Origin of the sequence: Mesorhizobium sp. B2-7-3 (genome assembly GCF_006440715.1) — a bacterium.
Classification (GTDB): Bacteria; Pseudomonadota; Alphaproteobacteria; order Rhizobiales; family Rhizobiaceae; genus Mesorhizobium; species Mesorhizobium australicum.
The window spans coordinates 186,863-207,407 of record NZ_VFTY01000006.1 but is presented as its reverse complement, the minus strand read 5'-3'; the positions used below and the strand labels follow the sequence as shown (position 1 = coordinate 207,407).

The 20,545-nt window shown below is 64.4% G+C and carries 20 protein-coding genes and 1 riboswitch; of the genes, 6 read left to right on the top strand and 14 right to left on the bottom strand.

Features of this window, described 5'->3' with window-relative positions; translation table 11 throughout:
* The first annotated feature begins 18 nt into the window (after positions 1-18).
* Positions 19-960 (top strand): TIM barrel protein, encoded by a 942-nt coding sequence (locus FJW04_RS15820; protein ID WP_140617408.1) that lies wholly within the window; start codon positions 19-21, stop codon positions 958-960.
* 54 nt (positions 961-1,014) lie between these two features.
* Here the strand turns inward: FJW04_RS15820 and fba are convergent, their stop codons facing one another.
* On the bottom strand, positions 1,015-2,079 hold the full coding sequence (gene fba / locus FJW04_RS15815) for a class II fructose-bisphosphate aldolase (RefSeq protein ID WP_140715178.1): 1,065 nt from the start codon (positions 2,077-2,079) through the stop codon (positions 1,015-1,017).
* Positions 2,080-2,351: 272 nt separating this feature from the next.
* Between fba and FJW04_RS15810 the strand changes: the two genes are divergently transcribed.
* From FJW04_RS15810 to FJW04_RS15800, 3 genes are read left to right on the top strand one after another with little or no spacing between them, the layout of a single operon-like run.
* The gene (locus FJW04_RS15810) at positions 2,352-3,122 is read left to right on the top strand and encodes a DeoR/GlpR family DNA-binding transcription regulator (protein ID WP_140617406.1); all 771 of its coding nucleotides are present in this window, start codon (positions 2,352-2,354) and stop codon (positions 3,120-3,122) included.
* An 18-nt stretch (positions 3,123-3,140) separates the two neighbouring features.
* Positions 3,141-3,899 (top strand): triose-phosphate isomerase, encoded by a 759-nt coding sequence (locus tag FJW04_RS15805; RefSeq protein WP_140715176.1) that lies wholly within the window; start codon positions 3,141-3,143, stop codon positions 3,897-3,899.
* A gap of 25 nt (positions 3,900-3,924) precedes the next feature.
* Positions 3,925-4,365, top strand: coding sequence for an RpiB/LacA/LacB family sugar-phosphate isomerase (locus FJW04_RS15800; RefSeq protein WP_140715174.1), 441 nt, complete (start codon positions 3,925-3,927; stop codon positions 4,363-4,365).
* On the opposite strand, the gene dhaL is transcribed toward FJW04_RS15800, so the two are convergent.
* The 4 genes from dhaL to FJW04_RS15780 form a co-directional block, all read right to left on the bottom strand.
* A complete protein-coding gene (gene dhaL, locus FJW04_RS15795; protein WP_140617403.1) occupies positions 4,362-4,997 on the bottom strand; it encodes a dihydroxyacetone kinase subunit DhaL in 636 nt (211 codons plus the stop codon). The genes FJW04_RS15800 and dhaL overlap by 4 nt on opposite strands.
* A gap of 10 nt (positions 4,998-5,007) precedes the next feature.
* On the bottom strand, positions 5,008-6,015 hold the full coding sequence (locus FJW04_RS15790; protein WP_140715172.1) for a dihydroxyacetone kinase subunit DhaK: 1,008 nt from the start codon (positions 6,013-6,015) through the stop codon (positions 5,008-5,010).
* Positions 6,016-6,090: 75 nt separating this feature from the next.
* A complete protein-coding gene (locus FJW04_RS15785) occupies positions 6,091-6,564 on the bottom strand; it encodes a 6,7-dimethyl-8-ribityllumazine synthase (protein ID WP_140715170.1) in 474 nt (157 codons plus the stop codon).
* Positions 6,565-6,641: 77 nt separating this feature from the next.
* A riboswitch (FMN riboswitch) is annotated at positions 6,642-6,786 on the bottom strand.
* Between the two features lie 102 nt (positions 6,787-6,888).
* Positions 6,889-8,064, bottom strand: coding sequence for an MFS transporter (locus FJW04_RS15780; protein WP_140715168.1), 1,176 nt, complete (start codon positions 8,062-8,064; stop codon positions 6,889-6,891).
* A gap of 48 nt (positions 8,065-8,112) precedes the next feature.
* Here FJW04_RS15780 and FJW04_RS15775 point away from each other — a divergent pair, with 48 nt between their 5' ends.
* Entirely contained in the window at positions 8,113-8,652 is a 540-nt protein-coding gene (locus tag FJW04_RS15775; protein WP_015318952.1) for an Lrp/AsnC family transcriptional regulator, read from the top strand.
* A 17-nt stretch (positions 8,653-8,669) separates the two neighbouring features.
* On the opposite strand, the gene FJW04_RS15770 is transcribed toward FJW04_RS15775, so the two are convergent.
* Positions 8,670-9,998 (bottom strand): four-carbon acid sugar kinase family protein, encoded by a 1,329-nt coding sequence (locus FJW04_RS15770; RefSeq protein ID WP_140715166.1) that lies wholly within the window; start codon positions 9,996-9,998, stop codon positions 8,670-8,672.
* A 2-nt stretch (positions 9,999-10,000) separates the two neighbouring features.
* Positions 10,001-11,251, bottom strand: a complete 1,251-nt coding sequence (gene oiaX, locus FJW04_RS15765; protein ID WP_140617399.1) for a 3-oxo-isoapionate-4-phosphate decarboxylase OiaX — start codon at positions 11,249-11,251, stop codon at positions 10,001-10,003.
* Between the two features lie 212 nt (positions 11,252-11,463).
* Here oiaX and FJW04_RS15760 point away from each other — a divergent pair, with 212 nt between their 5' ends.
* Positions 11,464-12,177, top strand: coding sequence for a transcriptional regulator NanR (locus FJW04_RS15760; RefSeq protein WP_140715164.1), 714 nt, complete (start codon positions 11,464-11,466; stop codon positions 12,175-12,177).
* Here the strand turns inward: FJW04_RS15760 and FJW04_RS15755 are convergent.
* The 7 genes from FJW04_RS15755 to FJW04_RS15725 all read right to left on the bottom strand — a co-directional run bounded on the left by FJW04_RS15755 (position 12,153) and on the right by FJW04_RS15725 (position 20,499).
* Positions 12,153-14,012 carry a hypothetical protein gene (locus tag FJW04_RS15755; protein ID WP_140715162.1) on the bottom strand — a complete coding sequence of 620 codons (1,860 nt, stop codon included), beginning with the start codon at positions 14,010-14,012 and terminating at the stop codon, positions 12,153-12,155. The two genes, FJW04_RS15760 and FJW04_RS15755, sit on opposite strands and share 25 nt — an antisense overlap.
* Positions 14,009-15,043 (bottom strand): Gfo/Idh/MocA family oxidoreductase, encoded by a 1,035-nt coding sequence (locus FJW04_RS15750; protein ID WP_140715160.1) that lies wholly within the window; start codon positions 15,041-15,043, stop codon positions 14,009-14,011. Before FJW04_RS15750 ends, FJW04_RS15755 begins: the two co-directional genes overlap by 4 nt.
* A 2-nt stretch (positions 15,044-15,045) precedes the next feature.
* Positions 15,046-16,110 carry an ABC transporter permease gene (locus tag FJW04_RS15745; protein WP_140715158.1) on the bottom strand — a complete coding sequence of 355 codons (1,065 nt, stop codon included), beginning with the start codon at positions 16,108-16,110 and terminating at the stop codon, positions 15,046-15,048.
* On the bottom strand, positions 16,110-17,651 hold the full coding sequence (locus FJW04_RS15740) for a sugar ABC transporter ATP-binding protein (protein ID WP_140715156.1): 1,542 nt from the start codon (positions 17,649-17,651) through the stop codon (positions 16,110-16,112). The genes FJW04_RS15745 and FJW04_RS15740 overlap by 1 nt, the downstream gene beginning before the upstream one ends.
* Positions 17,648-18,322 (bottom strand): DUF2291 family protein, encoded by a 675-nt coding sequence (locus FJW04_RS15735; protein ID WP_246673837.1) that lies wholly within the window; start codon positions 18,320-18,322, stop codon positions 17,648-17,650. The genes FJW04_RS15740 and FJW04_RS15735 overlap by 4 nt, the downstream gene beginning before the upstream one ends.
* A gap of 138 nt (positions 18,323-18,460) precedes the next feature.
* On the bottom strand, positions 18,461-19,402 hold the full coding sequence (locus FJW04_RS15730) for a D-ribose ABC transporter substrate-binding protein (RefSeq protein WP_140715154.1): 942 nt from the start codon (positions 19,400-19,402) through the stop codon (positions 18,461-18,463).
* A 269-nt stretch (positions 19,403-19,671) separates the two neighbouring features.
* A complete protein-coding gene (locus tag FJW04_RS15725) occupies positions 19,672-20,499 on the bottom strand; it encodes a phosphogluconate dehydrogenase C-terminal domain-containing protein (protein ID WP_015318942.1) in 828 nt (275 codons plus the stop codon).
* Positions 20,500-20,545 lie beyond the last annotated feature (46 nt).

The following is a 20,545-nucleotide window of genomic DNA, read 5'->3' as shown; positions in this document are numbered from 1 at the left end:
GTTGACGGGATCGCGACCTTGGCTTTCACGCTCTCCCTCAACACCAATCCGCTGGTCAACCGCTTCGCCGAGCCGGACGATCTGATCGATACCGTCGCCTATGAGATCGGCATTCGCGACGTTCAGCTCACGCATGAATTCGTCAACCCAGGCTGGCCGGCGGCGACGATCGTCAAGTTCGTCCGCCTGTTCCGCAACGCCTTGGATCGCACCGGCGTGCGCGTCACCTCCGGCATGACCGGCCCCTATGGCCGGCTGAACCATTTCGGCCATCCGGATGCCGATGTGCGCCGCTACTATGTCGACTGGTTCAAGACCTTCGCCGATATCTCGGCCGAGCTTGGCGCCGGCGGCATGGGCACGCAGTTCGCCATCTTCACGCATCGGGACTATGACGATCCCGCCCGTCGCGCCAGACTGTTCGACATCGCGCTGGACTGCTGGCGCGAGGTCGCCGAGCACGCCCGAGCGGCAGGCCTGACCTATCTGTTCTGGGAGCCGATGTCGGTCGGTCGCGAATTCGGTCACACGATCGAGAATTGCCGGATGCTGCAGGACGCGATCGACGCGGCCGGCATGGCCATTCCGCTGGAGATGATGGTCGACATCGACCATGGCGACGTCACTTCCTCCAATCCGGCCGACGTCGATCCCTATGCCTGGGCCGAAGCTTTTCCCCTGAAGTCGCCGATCATCCACATCAAGCAATCGTCGATGAACAAGGGTGGCCATTGGCCATTCACCGCGGCCCACAACAAGGACGGCCGCATCACGCCTGAGAAGCTGCTGGAGACGGTACGACGCGGCGGCGGCACCGACAACGAAATCTGCCTCGAACTATCCTTCCGCGAGCGCGAGCCGGTCGACCATCAGGTGGTCGCCATGATCCGCGAGTCGGTCGATTATTGGGCACCGTTCATCGACGCCGGCAGGGCGGGGATTTCGCCGAAGGCCGGATAGAAATCGGACAGGAGCCGATGCGGCTCCTGTCCATAAAATGCAACCGGATCGAGCTCAGGCGAATTTCGGGTCGAGGCTGCCCGACTTGTAGCGCTTGGCCATTTCCGAAACCGGCAGCGGCTTGATCTTCGGCGCATTGCCGGCGGTGCCGAACTGCTCGAAGCGCTCCTTGCAGAGCTTCCTCATCGCCGCCATCGCCGGCGTCAGAAATTTGCGCGGGTCGAACTCGCTGGGATTTTCGGTCAGCACCTTGCGGATCGCGCCGGTCAGCGCCATGCGGTTGTCGGTGTCGATGTTGATCTTGCGCACGCCATGCTTGATGCCGCGCTGGATCTCTTCCACCGGGACGCCCCAGGTCGGCTTCATCTGGCCACCATATTTGTTGATGATCTCCTGCAAGTCCTCCGGCACCGAGGACGAGCCGTGCATGACCAGATGCATGTTCGGCAAGCGGCGGTGGATCTCCTCGATCACGTTCATCGCCAGCACCGCGCCGTCGGGCTTGCGCGAGAATTTATAGGCGCCGTGGCTGGTGCCCATGGCCACCGCCAGCGCATCGACATGGGTGTCGCGCACGAACTGCTCGGCCTGCACCGGATCGGTCAGGAGCTGGTCGTGGCTGATCGCGCCTTCGACGCCGTGGCCGTCTTCCTGCTCGCCGCCGCCGCTCTCGAGCGAGCCCAGCACGCCGATCTCGCCTTCCACCGACACGCCGCCCCAATGCGCCATATCGACGACGCGCTTGGTGATGCCGGAATTATAGGCATAGTCGGCCGGCGACTTGCCGTCTTCCTTGAGTGAGCCGTCCATCATCACCGAGGTGAAGCCGTGCTGGATCGCGGTGACGCAGGTGGCTTCGTTGTTGCCATGGTCGAGATGCATGCAGACCGGGATGTCGGGATGGATTTCGACCAGCGCGTCGATCAGCTTGGCCAGCACCACGTCATTGGCATAGGCGCGCGCGCCGCGGCTCGCCTGCAGGATGACCGGGGACTTGGTCTCCTCGGCAGCCTCCATGATGGCGAGGCCCTGTTCCATGTTGTTCATGTTGAAGGCCGGCACGCCATAGCCGTATTCGGCGGCGTGATCGAGCAATTGTCTCAGTGTGATGCGAGCCAACGATTAGTCTCCCGTATCTGGTTTCGAACCTGTGGTTGCGGGCCGCCCGCGCATCGTTCAGCCCACCGATGCTTCTGGCCGGAATCCCGCGCAACCGCAACCGTGACAGACCGTCCCGGCAGCAATTCTTGTTACAGCGGCGCGATAAAAGCCGGCGAAATATCCCACAAAAATATCCCATTATCACAAAAATCATGATACCTATGCGATCATATCTGTTATATCTTCGTTCGATCAAGGAGCCAGGCTTCTGCGTTGGCGGGTCGGCGAGAATGAAGAGCGACAACAGACGCCAAGGCATCATGGACTTCCTGGTGGATGCCGGCGCGGCGAGCGTCGACGATCTTGCCTCCCGCTTTGGCGTCTCCAGGATGACCGTGCATCGCGACCTCGACGAGCTCGAGGAGAGCGGTTTGCTGCGCAAGGTGCGCGGCGGCGCCTCGATCCAGCCGAGCAGTCTGTTTGAAAGCGATTTCCGCTACCGGCAGAAGCAGGCGATCGGGGAAAAACAGCGCCTTGCGGCGGCGGCCGTGGCCATGATCGAACCCGGCCAGACGGTCATCATCGACGACGGTTCGACCGCGGGCGGTATCGCGCGGTATCTCGCCGATCTCAGGCCGCTGACGGTGATCACCAACAATCTCGCCGTCATCCAGGATCTGGCCGGTGCCGCAGGCATCAACCTGATCGCGCTTGGCGGCCAGTACTCGAAGAAATTCCACGGCTTCTTCGGCCTGCTCGCCGAGGCTTCGCTGCGGTCGCTGCGCGCCGATGTCGCCTTCCTGTCGTCGTCCGCCATCCATGGCGCCTCCGCCTTCCATCAGGACCAGGAAGTGGTGCAGGCCAAGCGACTGATGATGGCCGCGGCGACACGCAAATATCTGCTGGTGGATCACGGCAAGTTTGGCCGCAGCGCGCTGCATTTCCTGGCCGATCTCAAGGCATTCGACGCCGTCTTCACCGGGCGCGGGCCGGAGCCCGGAATGCGCGACACGCTGGATGCGGCCGGCGTCTCGCTGACGGTGGTCGCCGACAAGGATTGATGATCAAGGGGTGTACGCGTGATTTACTGGGTCGGTACAAGCTGGAAGATGAACAAGACGCTCGCGGAGGCGCTTGACTTTGCAGGCGCACTGGCCGGCTTCGTGGCGGGTTTCGACGATCGCATCCAGCCTTTCGTCGTCCCGCCTTTCACGGCGGTGCGCGAGGTCGGGCAGGCGCTGTCGACGACGCGCGTCAAGGTCGGCGCGCAGAACATGCATTGGGCCGACGCCGGCGCCTGGACCGGCGAGATCTCGCCGGTGATGCTGAACGATTGTGGCCTAGACCTGGTCGAACTCGGCCACAGCGAAAGGCGCGAGCACTTCGGCGAGACCGACCGCACGGTTGGGCTGAAGACGGCGGCGGCGGTCAAGCACGCACTGATACCGCTGATCTGCGTCGGCGAGACGCTGGCCGAGCGCGAAGGCGGCAAGGCCGATGCGGTGCTGACCAGCCAGGTCGAGGGTGCACTGCAATTCCTCGAGGGCGAGGCGAGGGGAGCAAAAATCCTGTTCGCCTACGAGCCGGTCTGGGCGATTGGCGACAAGGGCATTCCGGCCAGTTCCGACTATGCCGACAGGCAGCAGGCGCTGATCAAGACGGTCGCCGGCGGCCTGCTGCCGTCCGTGCCGCCGGTGCTCTATGGCGGCAGCGTCAATCCCGGCAATGCCGCGGAACTGATCGCCCAGCCCAACATCGACGGCTTGTTCATCGGCCGCTCGGCCTGGCAGGCCGAAGGCTACATCGACATCCTGCGCCGCGCGTCGGCCGCCATCTGAATCATCGAACTGGAAAGGACAAAAAATGAAAATAGCCATTGGAGCCGACAGCGCCGGCAAGCCGCTGCTCGACGTCATATCAGCGCATCTGGCGACCAAGCCGGGGCTCACCGTCAGCGACCTCAGCCAGGCCGGCTTCTATGCCGATCTGTCGCGGAAACTTGCCCAGACGATCATCGACGGCGAGAACGATCGCGGCATCCTGTTCTGCGGCACCGGCATCGGCGTCTCGATCTCGGCCAACAAGGTGCCGGGCATCCGCGCCGCACTCACCCACGACACCTATTCGGCCGAACGCGCGGCGAAATCCAATAACGCCCAGATCATCACCATGGGCGCCCGCGTCATCGGCCCGGAACTCGCCAAGGCCATTGTCGATACCTGGCTGGCCTCGGAGTTCGACGAGAAGGGACCGTCGGCCGGCAACGTCCAGGCGATCGACAAGCTCGACGCGGCGAAGGGCTAAGCGAGACTGTCGCGCATCGCACCGATGACGGTGACGGCCGAAGCCGCACCGGGATCGATATGGCCGAGCGAGCGCTCGCCGAGCCGCGACGAGCGGCCCTTGGCGGCGATCATGTCCTTGGTCGATTCCGCGCCGCGCTCGGCGGCGGCAAAAGCGGCCTGGAGGCTTTCGGCAAGGTTTTTTCCTGCTGCATTGCTGGCGCCGGCCGCTTCCGCCGCCGGTTGCCAGGCGTCGACCATTGTCTTTTCGCCGGTTTCGGCCTTGCCGCGATCCTTGATGCCTTGCGCCATGGCCTGCAGCAGCGCGACGACATCGGCATCCGCCAGCGTCGCCTTGCCCTTGACGGCGGCGGCGGCGCGCATGAAGGCGGTGGCATAGAGCGGGCCGCAGGACGCGCCGACGGCATTGAGAAACGATTTCGCCGCGGCGTTGAGGAGCGCGGTCGGCTCGGCCGCCGTAAGGTCGAGCGATGCCAGAGCATCGCGCGCGGCGTTGAACCCGAGCGCCATGGCAATGCCGTGGTCGGCGTCGCCGATGACGCCGTCGAGCTGGCAAAGCCGGTCCCTGTCGGCTTCCATCGCCACGGCGATCGCATCGAACATTCTTTTCAGGTCGAACGCGGCGATGGTCATGGAGCGCTCCTCAGCCGGCACGGAACATGGCGCAGTCGCAGGGGTGGTCGAGCATCGCCTGCAATTCTTCGTCGAGATGGAAAAGCGTCACCGAAGCGCCGGCCATTTCCAGCGACGTGCAGTAGTTGCCGACCCAGGTCGCGTGGACCGAAACGCCGATGGCGTCGAGCCTCTGCTTGACCCGGCGGTTCATGATGTAGAGCTCCATCAGCGGCGTCGAACCCAGCGAATTGACCAGCACCGCGACCTTGTCGCCGCGCTTCGGCGCCATCTCGGCGAAAATCTTGTCCAGCATCTCGTCGGTGATTTCGTCGGCGGTCCCGAGCTTGCCGCGGGCGATGCCGGGTTCGCCATGGATGCCCATCCCGATTTCCATCTCGTCCGTGCCGATCTCGAAATTCGGCCGCCGGGTCTGCGGCAGCGAGCAGGGCGACAGTGCCACGCCCATCGTGAAGGTGCGGTCGTTGGCCTTGCGCGCGACGCGCTCGCATTCGTCGAGGGAGAGCATCAGGTCGCAGGCGGCACCGGCCGCCTTGAAGATGAAGAAATTACCCGCGACACCACGGCGCTTCCGCCGCTGGTCACGCGGCGCCGAGGCGACGTCGTCGGTGGTCAGCACCGTGCGCACCTCGATGTCGTCCATGGCGGCCATCTCGGCCGCCATGTCGAAATTCATCACGTCGCCGGCATAGTTGCCGTACATGAACAGCACGCCGGCGCCGCCGCTGATCGCCTTGGTGCATTCGAGGATCGGATCGGGCGGCGGCGAGGCAAAGACGTTGCCGACAGCCGCCGCGTCCGCCAGCCCCTTGCCGACAAAGCCGAGAAAGGTCGGCTCGTGGCCGGAGCCGCCGCCGATCACCAGCCCGACCTTGCCGGGCCTCGGTCCATCGCGGGCGATGATCGAGCGCGGACTGCCGTCCACGCTCCCGAGATGGCGAGGATGCGCGGCCAGGATCCCTTCGAGCATTTCGTCGACGGCACGGTTGCCGTCATTGATGATCTTCTTGGTCTGCACCGGCATCCTCCCGAACTCAGTATTTTCCGGGATACTACAGCCCGTTACCGGGATTTCCACCCCGGCAGCACCGCTTCAGGCCGCGATCTTTTCCCGCGCGGCGAGTATCTGCACACAGGCGTTTGCCGCTTCCTTCCCCTTGACCGTGAAATGCTCGAAGAAGAAGCGATGATGCTCGGTGCTGTCGTGGAAATTGTGGGGCGTGAGCACCGCCGAAAGCACGGGCACGCCGGTCGACAACTGCACGTTCATCATGCCGTCGATAACGGCGTTGGCGACGAAGTCGTGCCGGTAGATGCCGCCATTGACGACGAATGCCGTGCCGAGGATCGCGGCGTAGCGGCCGGTCCCGGCAAGCGTCTTGGCATGGAGCGGAATTTCGTAGGCGCCGGGCACGTCGAAGATGTCGACGGCAAAGCGTCCGCCGCCAATCTCGGCCAGTTCCGCCCCAAAGGCTTGCACGCACTGGTCGACGATGTCGGCATGCCAGCGCGCCCTGATGACGGCGACGCGGATTGTTTCATAGTCTTTGTGGGAATGCTGATTCATGGGTCCATCCTTCCGTTTCGAACCAGAATCAGGACGCACGATACGAAATGCGGCCCGCCGGGGCGGTCCGTCTTCCGTTTCGTTCTCTTTCATCCGGACTGTAACCGTCGGCTCCGGAATCACACCGGATCTGCTGACCTCTCCGATAGCGGAAAGCGCTCGCGGGCTTGGGCCGAAGCCGTTACCGCCGGTGGGGACTTTCACCCCGCCCTGAGAACATTAACGCGTTTTGTATGGAAGGATGGTGGGGCCGCTGTCAACTACGCGACAGGCCGCTGGCCAATCACGTTGTGCCGACTGGAGCAATGCGACGGGAGGAAAGTTCTAGCGTGTGCGCCATGCCGCCGCGCCAGCGGCAATCAGCATCAGCAAGGCCGCAACTGCCGCGCATGTGGCGAAGCCGAAGCCGGAATAGAGCGGCCCGAAGCCGGTGGTGCCGACGAACACCGCGAGGTAGGTCACCGCGCTGTTCAGCCCCATGATCGTGCCCCGCCGCGACGGATCGAGCGCCGACAGGCGCATCACCAGCACGTTCAGCCCGAAATGATTGGCAAGCCCCCAGGCGGCGACCATGGCGAGCGTCAAGCCATAGCTGCCGCTGGTCGCGGCGATCGCCACGTAGACGATGGCCACGAGAAGATAGGCGAAAGGCATGACACGCCCGGCGCCCAGCCGGTCGATGATGCCGTCGAAGAGCGCCGCCGTGCCAAATCCCGCGCCATAGGCGAGGGCCGCCAGCCCGTTGGCGCTGACCGGCTGCCCCAGCCCGCTGTGGAGGTGGTCGCCAAGATAGCCATAGACACCGTAGAAGGCGGTCATGAAAGCACTGCAGGCAACCAGGAGGGGCACAATGCCGGGGATGTTCAACGCCGCCAGCGGGGCGGGCGCCGGTCCGGCCTTCCGGACATCCGGGAGCGACGATGCGCTGAGGCCGCCAAGCGCCAGCGTCGCCAGCACGGCCACGGCGACAAAGACGGCGCGCCAGTGCACGAGATCGGCAAGCACCGCCGACAGCGAAACGCCGGCCACCATGCTGAGCGTCCACCCGGTCAGCACCACGCCGATCGTGCCGCTTTCCCGCCCGGGCGGGGCGATGGCCGCGGCACTGGCATAGATTGCCGGCATGGCGACGCCGGCCGCGATCCCAGCGATAAGCTGCGCGGCAACCAGCGCGCTCACCGTTGGCGCGACCGCGCTGCCGACCAAGGCCAATGCCAGCAGCAGCAAGGCCGCCTGCAGCATCCGCCGCGCGCCGAGCCGGTCGATATGGCGTGCCAGGAACAGGGCGCTCGCGGATGTGCCGAGGCCGAACGCGGCCGCCGCCATCATCACCATGGGGACGCTGGTCGAGAACGACACGGCCACTGCCGGAGCGATCGGACCTAGCACAAGCGAATTCGAGCCGATCACGGCGATGCACCCGGTCAAGAGATAGGCGAGGGCCGGGATGGGCGGCCTGGTGTCCGCGCCCAAGGCTGTAGCTTGATCGTTGTTCGACATATCATCATAATGGCCGTATTAAATTCCGTGACAATCGGGAATACCGCTATGGATGAAGAAACAGATGGCATTCCGCGGAACAGGCCGGCGGCCCGGGATGTCGACGCGACCGACCGAAAAATATTAGGCGTTCTCGTCGAAGACGCGACTGTCAGCTATGCCGAACTCGGCGATCGCGTCGGCTTGTCGCCGCCGGCAGCGCACGAGCGCGTCAAGCGGCTTCGGCGCAGCGGCGCCATTCGCAACACGGCCGCCATCATCGATCCCAACGCGGTGCGAAAGCCGCTGCTCACCTTCGTTCACATAGACACCAGCGGCTGGGGCAAGACCCCGGAACTGATGGCGATCTCGGAATATCCCGAGGTCGAGGAGATCCACACCGTCGCCGGCGATACATGCGTATTGCTCAAGGTGCGCACCGAGGACACCAAGGCGCTCGAAGGCCTCCTGTTGCGTCTCTACGAGACACCCGGCGTCACCTCGACGCGCAGCTACGTGGTTCTGGCGACCTACCTCGAACGGCCGGTGCAACCCGGCATCACGGCGCAGTGGCCGACGCCGAAGCACATGGGCAAGCCGTTGTATTGAACGGCTTGGCTCGTCGACTAGCTTCCCAGCCGGATCGTCTCGAAATAGGCGTCGGTGCCGACCTGGCCGCCTTTCAGTGCGATCTCAAGACCGTCGATTTCACCGCCGCCATGGGCGACGCAGAGCGGAGATCCCGGCGATTGCGGCAACGGCATGCGCACGGTCAGCGCGTCGATGGCCAATTGTCCGAGCGCGTGGCTGGACGTATCGCCACCAGCGATCACCGCGCGCTTGAGTTTCTGCTCGGCGATCAGACGGCGCAGGATGGTCCCCAGGGCCCGCCCGAGCGTGTTCCGGGCGCCCTCGATCCGGTCGATCTCGGCGCCGCGATCGGCCTGTGGACCAAGCGCGGTGTAGAGGATGACGCTGCGGCCCTTGGCAAGGCTCGCCAGCCCGGCCGCGACCGCCTGCTCGATCGCTTCGCCGGCGCCCTCGCGGACCAGCCGCATCGCATCCATCTCAATACCGTCGAACCCGTGGGCGAGTGCGTGGCGGATTTGCTTTTCCGTGGTGGGCGAGACGCTGCCCGACACCACGGCGAGCCGATCCACCGGACCGGGCGACGCGAATGCCGCATGCCCCGACACGATGCCTTTGGCGGCCCACTCGGCAAGCAAGGCATATTCGGCGCCGGAGGATCCGACGACAAAACCATGGCCCTTTTCATGGATGCGCCAAAGCTGTTCGCCGACCCGCTGCTGAGTCCGGAGGCTATCGACGTCGAACAGGACGATGTCCTTGTCTCGCAGGATCTGATCGACCGTTTGCGAAAGATCGTCCGCCTGCAGCGCCGCCAGGTCGACCAGACCGGAACTTAGGCTGGTCTGGCGCGAAAGGTGGATGAGCAGGTCGGCCTCGTCCATCGGCGTCACCGGATGCCTGCTCATCACCGGATGCCGGTCGATGCGGAAATACGCGCCGCGGAATGCCGCGAAGAGATTGCCGAAGGCGGTGTAGCGCTTGAGCTGCGGCGCCCCGACCACCATCGGCACGCTCGCTCGGCCGAAAATACGCCTGCCGATTTCGGTGGCGCGGCCAATGCTGCCAACCGCCGGGCTGGAATCGAAGGTAGAGCAGATCTTGTAGTGGCAGATCGCCGCCCCGAGGCCTTTCAGCCATTCGAAGGCCGGCGTCAGGTTTTCCTCCATCCATTGCGGCGTTTCGCTTCGGCTGGTGCCCGCCAATCCAACCGCGCGGCAATGCGAAAATCGCGCCAGCAAGGACGGATCGGGCTGGTTCATGAACAGCACCGTCGGAACGCCGCCGAGCTCAAGCGCCTCCATGACGTCCGTCGAACCGGTAAGGTCGTCGCCATAATAACTGAGGAGCAGGTTTTGCGCGGCCATGCTCATGCTGCCTTGCCGTCGCCGAACTTTTCGATCGATCGGGCCAGTTCGATGTGATCGCGGGCATAGTCCGCCAGCGCAATGCCCTCAACCGCCGCCTGCCAGGCTTGCAGCACGGCCCGCACGCCGGCACCGGGTCCGTCCGGATGGCTGACGATGCCGCCGCCGCAGAGGTAGAGGAGGTCGACCGTGCGGCCGGTGCGCTCATAGGTTTCGGGTGCCTGGCCGCCCCATTGGCCCGAGCAGGCCACGGGCAGCGCGCAATCGTCTGATGAAAACAGCGGCGTCGTCACTGCCTCGAAGGAGCGGATGAAGGAATCGTCCGGCTCCCAATATTTCGAGCCGATGCCGTTGATCTGGAACTGGTCGACGCCGAGCAGCCGCCAGAATTGCTGCCAGACCTTGAAGTCCATGCCGAGGCCGGGGTGGCGTGTGAGAATGTCCCAGCCGTTGCGATGGGCATGCAGCACCAAGCCGGAACGCTTCCGCAGAAAAGCCATGCCACCGAAGCCGATCGAGTTGATGTTGACGACCGCGCAATTGCCGCCGGCTTGGAGCACAAGATCGTGGTTGCGCATCATCTCGTCGGGATCGGCATGCGAGATGCCGAAGGCATACATCACCTTCTTGCCGGTCTTCTGCTCATGGTCGAGAATCCCTGGCATGATCGCCTTCACCCGCTCCGCCAGCGGCGAATAGGCAGGGCTCATCAGCTTCTCGTCGTCCTTGATGAAATCGACGCCGGCCTCGATCAGTTCGCCCACCATCGCGGCCGTCTCGTGCGGCCTGAGACCAAGCGCCGGCTTGACGATGGTACCGATGATCGGGCGGCCCTCGACACCGGTCAGCCCGCGGCTGCCCGCAACGCCGAACTGTGGACCCGGATGGGCACCCCGGTATTGTTCCGGCAGCTTCATGTCGATGACGCGGATGCCGGACAGGCCCCTGATCGAATAGGTGCCACCAATGGCAATGGTCATCAGTGCCGACAGGTCGGTGCCGATGGCGTCGAAGGGGAAGGCGATGTCGACATCGGCGCGCCGGAAGGGCCCGCTGCCGGATCCCGGGAGAGAGGGTTGCGTGGCATCCGGCAGGTGCCGGATCGCCAGCACGCGCGCCGCCACGCGCGCCTTCAGCTCCTCGGTCTCGCCCGGCAGCGCGACGAAGGTGCCGGTCGACTGGTCGCTGGCGATCTTGGCGGCCAGCGCCTCGATGCTGCCAGGGGTTTCGATGCGATAGGTAAGCGTGATCATGGTCGGTCGGCCGATCGAAAAGGGTTCGAAAAAAGTTTCGTCGCGCAGGAAATCTGGTATAATGAGTACATAAGTATTGCAAGAAATATCCGCGCCTCGACAAGAGCGGTGGGCTGCGGCAAAGCTGGAGCGAACCCGCTCCAGGCGCGGGCATTCCGGTAATCCTGCCGGGAATGCTAAACAGGAACCGGGCCAGGGAGTGATTCGTCACGATGAACCGTTCGGAGCCGATCGTCCGGCGCAAACTTTCCGACGAAGTCTTTGCAAGACTGAAGCGGCTGATCACCAGCGGCGAACTGCAGCCGGGCGACGACATGCCGTCCGAGCGCGAGTTGATGGAGCGCTTCGAGGTCGGCCGGCCGGCGATCCGCGAGGCCATGCAGGCGCTGAGCAATATGGGGTTGGTCGCCATCTCGCATGGCGAGCGCGCCAAGGTGCTGCAACTGACCGCCAAGTCGATCATCAAGCAGGTCGACGGTGCGGCCAAGATCATCCTGTCCTCGTCCCGGGACACGCTGGAGCACCTGAAGACCGCGCGCATCTTCTTCGAGCGCGGCATGGTCAGGGAAGCCGCGGAAAGGGCCAAATCAGAGGATGTGCAATTGCTGAAGGCGACCGTGGCCGAGCAGCGCGCCGCGCGCGGCGATTCCGAAGCCTTCATCTCCGCCGACATGAAATTCCATACCCAGATCGCGTCCATTTCAGGCAATCCGATCTATGTCGCCATCAGCGAAGCCACGCTGGGCTGGCTGAAGGAATACCACACCGAAATGCTGATCTGGACCGGCAAGGAAAAATACACGCTGACCGAGCACGAAGAGATCATCGACCGCATCGAGCACGGGGATGCCGACGGCGCCGAGAAGGCGATGATCAAGCACCTCGAGCGCTCGCGTGCGCTCTATGTGATGAATTCCGAGAAGTAACCGATCCTGGTAATCGCATAGGGAGACATCACGAGATCGCCCCGGCCAAGCGCGGATGTGTCGACCCGCATGTCGTTCGGGGTCAGGTTCGCCAGCCAGACGATGGTCTCGCCCGACGCGGAGCGGCCGGCCAGCGCCAGGACCCGCGTCTCGTCGCTCGTCATGGCGGAAACATGCGTCAGCCCGGCCAACTCACAAAGCCCTTTGACGGCCTGGAAAATCGGCCGCGGCGATCCCTCTGCGACGGGTTCGCCCGATCCCGCGACCACGCCGAACGGTCCGGCGAAACTGGACAGTGTCAGCATCTCCAGTCCCGCCGGTGCGACGCGCGCGGCATAGCCGATCGTCCATGCGGCGGCGAACTGCGCGGCGTGGCGCGGGTCGCGGTTCGCCATGGCGATGCGCTGTCCCTGAGGATTGTCCTTGGTCGCGCCGCCATACGGGTTCTGGCGCATGGCAATCGTCGATGGTCCGATCCGGTACGGCTTTGTCCCGAAGATCGCCCGCGTGGACCGGGTGATGAAGGGCAGCGCCTCCAGCGACTGCATCACGCTGAGATCGTCGGCGGCATGCACGATCGGGTTGGTGCAGTGGGTGATGAAGTCGAGCTGGCCGGCTGGAACGCGCTTGCGGTTGAGTTCGGTGAAATAGCTGAACATGCCGCCGCCGAGGCGGAGGCCGGGAAAGGCGCGGCGGGCGGCCGCGTAGACGTCCTCGAGCGGTGGGCATGCCGGCCAGGCACTGCCCGGCGGCGTCGATTGCCGGTCGACCGCAGGCGACACCGCGATGGCGTCGAGCCGCAGGCCTGCCCGGCGCACCATGTCGGCGACCTCGGAAAGTTCGGCGTCCAGATCGCCGGCACAAGCGACCACGCACTCCAGCGTCGTCGAAACAGGATAGGCGGCCGCCAGCCGGGCATGGGCGCGCAGCGCCTCGCGGCCGTGACCACGCGTCGGGTCGAAGTGGAAAAGCAGTTGCCGGGGGCCGAGCCCTCGCAGCAACGGCAGATCGGCAAGTGCCGCCTCGATCTCCTCGGGATAGACCACGATGCCGATATCGGGCAGCTTCGCGCCGGCTTGCCCGAGCTCGACGCGGACCGGTTCGGCCGGCGCCGCCGAGGCAGGCACATTGGCATCGCCGGTGATGCGCAGGCTGATCGTCTGGCGCATCGGTTCGCCGGCTGGCAGCACATACGGCCATGGCAGCGCCAGCGGCCGCACATAGGTCTTGTAGGAGGCGTCCGACCAGTTGCGCTGGTCCTCCATCTCGAAAATATCGCCTTCCATCCGGCATTCGGCGCTGAGGCCGGGACGCACTTCATGGGTGATGGCACGCAGATCCTTGAAGGGCTGCCACGGGTCGATCAGATCAGGTAGCTCCGTCTCCACCACGCTGCCATCGGTGTGCTCCACCGTCACCGGGCTGCCGGCGAGGCCGGCGATCGGATGCAGGATGCAGAAGCCGCAGCGGTTGGTCTCGAAATCGCTCCCAGGCAGTGCGGTCACATCGAAAACCAGCCTGCCGTCGGCCGAGCCTTCGATCGTGGCGTCGAAGCCGAGCCGGCTGCCGTCCGGACCGAGGCAGCTTGCCGCGTAGCTGACGGAGAAACGGTCGTCCGTCTGGTCGATGGTCAGGTCCGTGAGGTCAGGCTCATAGGTGCCCCAGTCGCGGTCTCGCACAATGTAAGCTATGGCACGCAGCACTTCGGTGCCGCCGTGGCGGATGGTGCGCAGATTGCCGTTGACCAGTTCCGCGCTCAATGCGCCCGCACGCAGCGTGACCGGCTTGGGCTCGGCCGCGCGCGTGCCGTAGAGCTGGAAAGCGTCTGCCGTCATCTCAGCAAGGCTTCGATCTGCACCGGTTCTCGGCTGGCGGCACCGGCATAGGCGGCCTCGACCAGGGCGAATGTCCTCAGATTGTCCGCGCCTGACGTCGCCGGTTCCTGGCCTGATGCAAGGCAGTCGACCCAGTGCCGCTGGATGGCCAGCACGCTTTCCTGGATGTTGTGCCAGGGCCGCGAGGCCCAGGGCAGCAGCGGCGGCGAGACGTCGCTCACCCTGGTTCCGCTCTTGCCGGTGACGGTCAGCCGGTAGCCTTGCGCCAGCCGGATCGTGCCGTCGCTGCCATCGAGTTCGATGAGCGTCTCCGGGAACGGCTCCGCGGCAAGCTTGGTCGCATAACTGCAATCGACCACCGAGGTGGCGCCGCCAGCGTGGTCCATGAGGATCGTGGCGACATCCTCGCCGGCGATGGCCGGGTTGATGCGTTTGGTTCGCGCGGTCAGGCTCGACACATCGCCGAGCAGGAAGCGGGCGATATCGAGGATATGGATGCCGAGATCCTCGATGATGAAGCGCTTGCCCGTCGCCAGATAGGGCTGGCCGGAGAACACGTCATAGCCGGAGCGAAAGGAGATACGGCCGAAGAAGGGCGTGCCGATCTCGCCGCTGTCGAGCACCGCGCGCACCGCCTGGATCGGCGACTGCCAGCGGAAGTTTTCGTGGACCATCAGCGGGACGCCGGCGTCCGCGCAGGCTTTCACCATCGCCTTGGCGTCGGCCAGCGTTGGCGCGAACGGTTTCTGACAGATCACGGGAACGCCATGCGCGGCCGCCATCTCGACCAGCGGCCGATGGCTGCCGACCGTGGTGGCAATGTCGACGAAGTCGAGCGTCTCGGCGGCGAAAAGTTCCGCCGCATCGGTGTAGCGCCGCGTCACGCCGAACTGGTCGCCGACTATCTTGAGCCGCTCGGGATCGCGGTCGCAGATAGCGACGATCGAAGCGCCCTCTATGTCGTGCCAGGCATGCATCTGGTTGACGGCGAAGAAGCCGCAGCCGATCAGCGCTCCACTTAAGCTCGCCATGCTCAACCCGCCTTGGCCATCTGCATCAGGGTGACGCGCTGCTGCAGCCGGCGCTGCGCCTGGTCGACGACGACGGCGATGATGATGACCAGCCCCTTGATCACCATCTGCCAGAACGAACTTACGCCCATCATCACCAACCCGTCCGACAGGATGCCGATGACGAAGGCGCCGACTATGGTGCCGCCGATCGTGCCGCGCCCGCCCGACATCGAGGTGCCGCCGAGCACCGCCGCGGCGATGGCGTTCAATTCGAAGCTCTCGCCCGTCGCCGGATGCGAGGCCATCAGCTCCGAGGAGATGATCAGGCCGACGATCGCGGCGCAGAAGCCGGAGAACATGTAGACGAACATCTTGACCATGTTGACGCGGACGCCCGAGATGCGCGCCGCCCGCTCATTGCCGCCGACGGCGAAGATGTGCCGGCCGAGCGGGGTGTAGCGCGCGAGATAGGCAGCCCCCAGCGCCACCACGATCAGAATCCAGATCGACACCGGCAGGCCGAGCAGCCGGCCGGCGCCGAGGAAGCCGAAGCCGGTGGTGCCGAGTTCCGGCTTGCCGACCAGGTTGGGGAAGGTGCGGCCGTCGGAGGACAGCAGCGCGAAACCGCGCGCGACATAGAGCACGCCGAGCGTGGCGATGAAGGGTGCGACGTTGAGCCTGGTGATCAGCAGCCCGTTGACGGCGCCGATCGCTATGCCGACCAGAAGCGTGATCAGGGCGATCTCGACGACGTTGAAATAGATGGTGTAGCCGATCTGCAGGTCGATGCCGTTGAGCACGAGATAGCCGGCCACCATGCCGCACAGGCCGACGATCGAGCCGACCGAAAGATCAATGCCGCCGGTGATGATGACGAAGGTCATGCCCATGGCCAGGAAGGCGTTGAGCGCCACGTGCTTGGCCATCAGGATCAGGTTCGCCGCAGACAGGAAGTTCGGCGCGGCGATCGAGAAGAACACCAGGACCGCGATCAGCGCGATAAAGGTCCTGAGCTTCATCAGTGTCAGCAACGCGGAGCCGCCGGAGGCGGAAGGAGCGGTCGCCTTGGCCGGAATGTCAGTCATCAGCGTTGCTCCCCATGTGCGGCCGGTCCGTGGCCCAGCGCCGATGCGGCGACGATCACCGCCTCCGTCGCTTCGGCGCGGTCGAACATGCCGGTCAATCTGCCATTGCTCATCACCGCGATGCGGTCGGACAGCGCCATCACCTCGTCGAGATCGGAGGTGGCGAACAGGATGCCCAGCCCGTCGCGCGAAAGCTTGCGCATGGTGCGGAAGACATCGGCCTTGGCGCCGACATCGATGCCACGGCTGGGCTCGTCCATCAGAAGCACTTTCGGTCCGGTGAGCAGCGCCTTGCCGATCACCACCTTCTGCTGGTTGCCGCCCGACAGCGACGAGACTTCCTGCGCCGGGTCGGCTACCTTGATTGCGAGTTCCCGCACCATCTGCATCACCGCCTGCCGCTCGGCGCCGCCGCGGATGTGGAACAGGCGCACGAAACGCGACAGGCTCGCCAGCGTCAGGTTGCTGGCCACCGAGAGGATCGACACCAGCCCTTCGCGCTGGCGGTCCTCGGGGATCAGTGCAAGCCCGCGCTGGATACGGCGCGTCGTGTCGCGCTCCTTCACTTGCCTTCCGGCGATGAAGATCTTGCCGCTGGCATGGCCGTGACGGCCCATGATGCAGTCGAACAATTCGCTGCGCCCGGCGCCCATCAGCCCGTATATGCCGAGGATTTCGCCGGCGCGCAGCGACAGCGAGACATGGTCGACCGCCAGTCCGCCGGTGACGCGCGGCAGGCAGATCTCCTCGGCGCGGAAGATTTCCTCGCCTGGCTGGTGGCCGTCGGCCTTGGCGAAATCCTTGGCATCCGAGCCGATCATCTGCCGCACGATCCACTGCGTGTCGACGTTCTTCATTTCCTCCTGGCCGGTGATGCGGCCGTCGCGCAGCACGGTGACGGTGTCGCCGATGCGGATCAGTTCTTCCAGCCGGTGCGAGATGTAGACGATAGCGACGCCGCGCGCCTTGAGGTCGGCGATCACCTTGAACAGGATTTCGACTTCCGTAGCACTCAGCGCCGAGGTCGGCTCGTCCATGATCAGGATCTTGGCGTCGAGCGATACCGCTTTGGCGATCTCGACCAGCTGCTGCTGGCCGATGCGCAAGTCCTCGACCAGCATGTCTGGCCGGATGCCGGCCTCGAGCCGGTCGAGGAATTCGCCCGCCCGCTTTTCCTGTGTCTTGCGATCGATCTTGCCCAGCCGGTTGGTGATCTCGCGTGTGGCGAAGATGTTCTCGGCCACGGTCATATTGCCGAACAGGTTCAGCTCCTGGAACACCATGCCGATGCCGCGCGCGACCGCGTCTCCCGACGAGGAGAAGGAAACCTCTTCGCCTTCGAGCAGGATACGGCCGAGGGTCGGCTGCTCGACGCCGGCGATGATCTTCATCAGCGTCGACTTGCCGGCGCCGTTTTCGCCGACCAGCACGTTGACGGCCCCCTTGTGCACCTCGAAGTTCGCCTGCTTGACCGCGACCGTGCCGGCATAAACCTTCGAGACGTCCTCCAGCTTCAGGATAACCTCGTGAGCGGGGCTCATGGCTTCGGTCCGATCTCGGCCTCCGCCGGGGTCACCAGCGGCAGGTCCTGGCCGCCTTCGATCGTATAGGCGCCGATCACCTTGGCGGTGCGGCCCTCAAGCGCCTCGCGAGGCAGTTTGGACAGCACGGTCTTACCGGCATAGGCGTTGAAGGCCTTGCCGAACTGGGCGAAGTCGATCTGATTGGTGAAGTCGTTGAACTGGACGAAATCGAGGCTGTCTCTAAGTGCAGTGCCGCGTATCGCCGGCCCGATCTGGACGCGCGCATCGGCCTTGTCGTCGCCGTCCACGTCGACATCCATCGTTGCCGCGCGCGACTGCGTGTTGGCGGCGACGATCTTGCCCTCGACGCGGACCGCGAAGGTCCATGGCGAATTCGCCTGCTTCCTTGGATTGCCGTATTTGGCGCCGGCCGCCGCCGGATCGGTTTTCGCCAAGGCATGGACCTCGGCGAACGGCCCAGCCTTCTGCCTTAGGTAGGGGATGACCTTCGAGGCCCAGATGTCCTCGACCATCTTGTCCGGGTTAAAGGCAGACGCGCTGTTTTCACTCTGCGCCACCGGCGTCGGCAGGATTTTGCAACCGCCGAGGCCAAGGCCCGCGAGCGCGACAAGCGTCAGCCAACTAATCAGCCAACTAAAAGGGGTTAGCCAGGTCAATGTCTTCGGCATGGCGGTCAAAAGCACCCGGAACGTGAAATTAGAGCAATTCCAGGAAAACTGTGAAACGGTTTCCCGTCCGGAATTGCATCAAAATAAAGCACTGAGGGGCGAACGCGTGTCCGCCCCTCGCAATTATATCGTGCCGGCTCAGTTCTTCAGCGCGAAGGTTTCCAGCTTGGCGGCATTGTCGCCATTGATGAGCACGCAGTCCATCAGCTGCTTTTCCTTCTCGGGCGACTTCTTGTTCTTGATGAAGTCGTTGGCCTGTTCGACCGCCATCTGCGCCTGGGCGTAGGCCGGCTGCAGCACCGTCGCCTTGATGCCGTCCGAGGTGATGGAATCGCGCACGTCGTTCGAACCGTCGAAGCCGACGACGATGACATCCTTGCGGTTCGCCGCCGCGAGCGCCGCATAGGCGCCCATCGCCATCGTGTCGTTGCCGGAGATGACGCCCTTGATGTCGGGGTTGGCCTGCAGGATCGATTCCATCTTGGAATAGGCCTCGGTCTGGCTCCAGTTGGCCGATTGCTGCGCGACCATTTTCAGGTCCGGATAATCGTCGATGACGTCATGGTAGCCCTTGGAGCGGATGCCTGCATTGGTGTCGGATTCCTTGCCGACCAGCTCGACGAAATTACCCTTTTCGCCCATCAGCTTGACGAACTCCTGCGCGCCGAGCTGGGCGCCCTGGTAGTTGTTGGAGACGATCTGCGCCACGGCAACGCCTGTGGCGTTGATCTCGCGATCGATCAGGAAGGAGGGAATGCCGGCGTCCTTGGCCTTCTGCACGGCGGCGACGGTCGCGTCGGCGCCGGCATTGTCGAGGATGATCGCCTTGGCGCCGCGGCCGATCGCGGTATCGATCAGCTCGGACTGCTTGTTGGCGTCGTCGTCATGCACCAGCACCAGCGCCTCGTAGCCGAGTTCCTTGGCCTTGGCCTCGGCGCCGACGGCTTCCGCCTTGAAGAACGGATTGTCGTGCGATGGGGTGATGATGGCGATCAGGTCCGCCGCGTAGGCGGGCATCGCCGTGCCGAGCGCCAGCACGCCGGCGAAGGCGGCAAGCGTCATTCTGCGTGTCAGTTTCATGAAGTCCTCCCGTTTGAAAAGCCTGTGTCTCGATCGTTCGAGCCACTTGTCTGTGTTTGAATTCGTCAGCGTGTGAAGGTTGCGGAACGCCCGGGCTCAAGCCACCAGCTCCGCCAAGGCAAGTTCCTATTCCCCCATCCTCCACCCGTCTCAGCATCGAACTCCCGGCGAAGCGTGATCCGAGCGAACATTAGCTTAGCTAACTGGTATGATGAGTCAACCACAAATTCAGGTGATCTGTACCTAAGGCAGATCTGTACCTAAGACGCTCAAGTGATCCGCTGGATGCTGGCCGCGATCTCTTCGGGCTCGAAGACGCGCTTCCAGTCGTCGCGCATCAGCACCGGCTTGCCAAACTCGATCGCCTTGTTGCAGGCATCCGAGAACACCCCCTTAGTTTCGCCGAAGATGACGGCGCCGAGCACGTTCATGTGGCCAAGCAGGAAGTCGAGTGCCGCCTGCTGGTCGACGCCGCGCGCCACCACCTCGTCGACCGCTTCCTTCATGACGACCAGCAGCGAGGCGCACACCGTTTCCGAAAGTCCCGGCTCGAGCAGCGCCATCTGTTCGACGGAAACGCGGTGCGAGCGCATTACCGGCGCCCAGATGATCTTGGCGATAGCCTCCCCCTTGGCGTAGTCGGCCTCCGGTCCCTGCATCAGTGCGCTGACCATGTGCTGCTTGGCCTTGACGCCGCCGAAATAATCCTTCTTGGCCGCCATGTCGGTCTCGTCGTTGAAGATCGGCGGATGACAGGGATGGGTGACGAAGTAGGTCAGGTCGGGACGATTGGGCAGATGGCCGGCAAACGGTGCGGCGGCATCGAGCACGATGACCATCGTGCCCGGCGCAAGCTTGCTCTCGATGCCGGCCGCGACCTTGCCGATATGGGTGTCCGGCACGGCCAGGATCACCACGTCGGCGCCTTCCAGCGCCTCGTCGGCGCTGACCGTGTCGAAGCCCAGTCCGGTCTTCAGCCGCTCGCGCCCGGCCTCGCTGACCTCGACATGGCGGATCGTATAGGGCGAACCGCGGAAATTGGTCGAAAGGCGGTAGCCCATTTTGCCACCGGCACCGAACAGCGCAATCGTCGTCATCTAGCCCTTGCTCCTTGGTCGCGGGACGCCGGCATTGCCGATCGTC

Excerpts from the sequence above, each read along its gene's own strand:
- oiaX (WP_140617399.1), bottom strand. The coding sequence starts at position 11,251 with ATGATCACGCTTACCTATCGCATCGAAACCCCTGGCAGCATCGAGGCG.
- FJW04_RS15755 (WP_140715162.1), bottom strand. The coding sequence starts at position 14,012 with ATGACGGCAGACGCTTTCCAGCTCTACGGCACGCGCGCGGCCGAGCCC.
- FJW04_RS15745 (WP_140715158.1), bottom strand. The coding sequence starts at position 16,110 with ATGACTGACATTCCGGCCAAGGCGACCGCTCCTTCCGCCTCCGGCGGC.
- dhaL (WP_140617403.1), bottom strand. The coding sequence starts at position 4,997 with ATGACCATCGCCGCGTTCGACCTGAAAAGAATGTTCGATGCGATCGCC.
- FJW04_RS15780 (WP_140715168.1), bottom strand. The coding sequence starts at position 8,064 with ATGTCGAACAACGATCAAGCTACAGCCTTGGGCGCGGACACCAGGCCG.
- FJW04_RS15785 (WP_140715170.1), bottom strand. The coding sequence starts at position 6,564 with ATGAATCAGCATTCCCACAAAGACTATGAAACAATCCGCGTCGCCGTC.
- FJW04_RS15730 (WP_140715154.1), bottom strand. The coding sequence starts at position 19,402 with ATGAAACTGACACGCAGAATGACGCTTGCCGCCTTCGCCGGCGTGCTG.
- FJW04_RS15810 (WP_140617406.1), top strand. The coding sequence starts at position 2,352 with ATGAAGAGCGACAACAGACGCCAAGGCATCATGGACTTCCTGGTGGAT.
- FJW04_RS15800 (WP_140715174.1), top strand. The coding sequence starts at position 3,925 with ATGAAAATAGCCATTGGAGCCGACAGCGCCGGCAAGCCGCTGCTCGAC.
- FJW04_RS15775 (WP_015318952.1), top strand. The coding sequence starts at position 8,113 with ATGGATGAAGAAACAGATGGCATTCCGCGGAACAGGCCGGCGGCCCGG.
- FJW04_RS15770 (WP_140715166.1), bottom strand. The coding sequence starts at position 9,998 with ATGGCCGCGCAAAACCTGCTCCTCAGTTATTATGGCGACGACCTTACC.
- FJW04_RS15760 (WP_140715164.1), top strand. The coding sequence starts at position 11,464 with ATGAACCGTTCGGAGCCGATCGTCCGGCGCAAACTTTCCGACGAAGTC.
- FJW04_RS15750 (WP_140715160.1), bottom strand. The coding sequence starts at position 15,043 with ATGGCGAGCTTAAGTGGAGCGCTGATCGGCTGCGGCTTCTTCGCCGTC.
- FJW04_RS15740 (WP_140715156.1), bottom strand. The coding sequence starts at position 17,651 with ATGAGCCCCGCTCACGAGGTTATCCTGAAGCTGGAGGACGTCTCGAAG.
- FJW04_RS15735 (WP_246673837.1), bottom strand. The coding sequence starts at position 18,322 with ATGCCGAAGACATTGACCTGGCTAACCCCTTTTAGTTGGCTGATTAGT.
- FJW04_RS15725 (WP_015318942.1), bottom strand. The coding sequence starts at position 20,499 with ATGACGACGATTGCGCTGTTCGGTGCCGGTGGCAAAATGGGCTACCGC.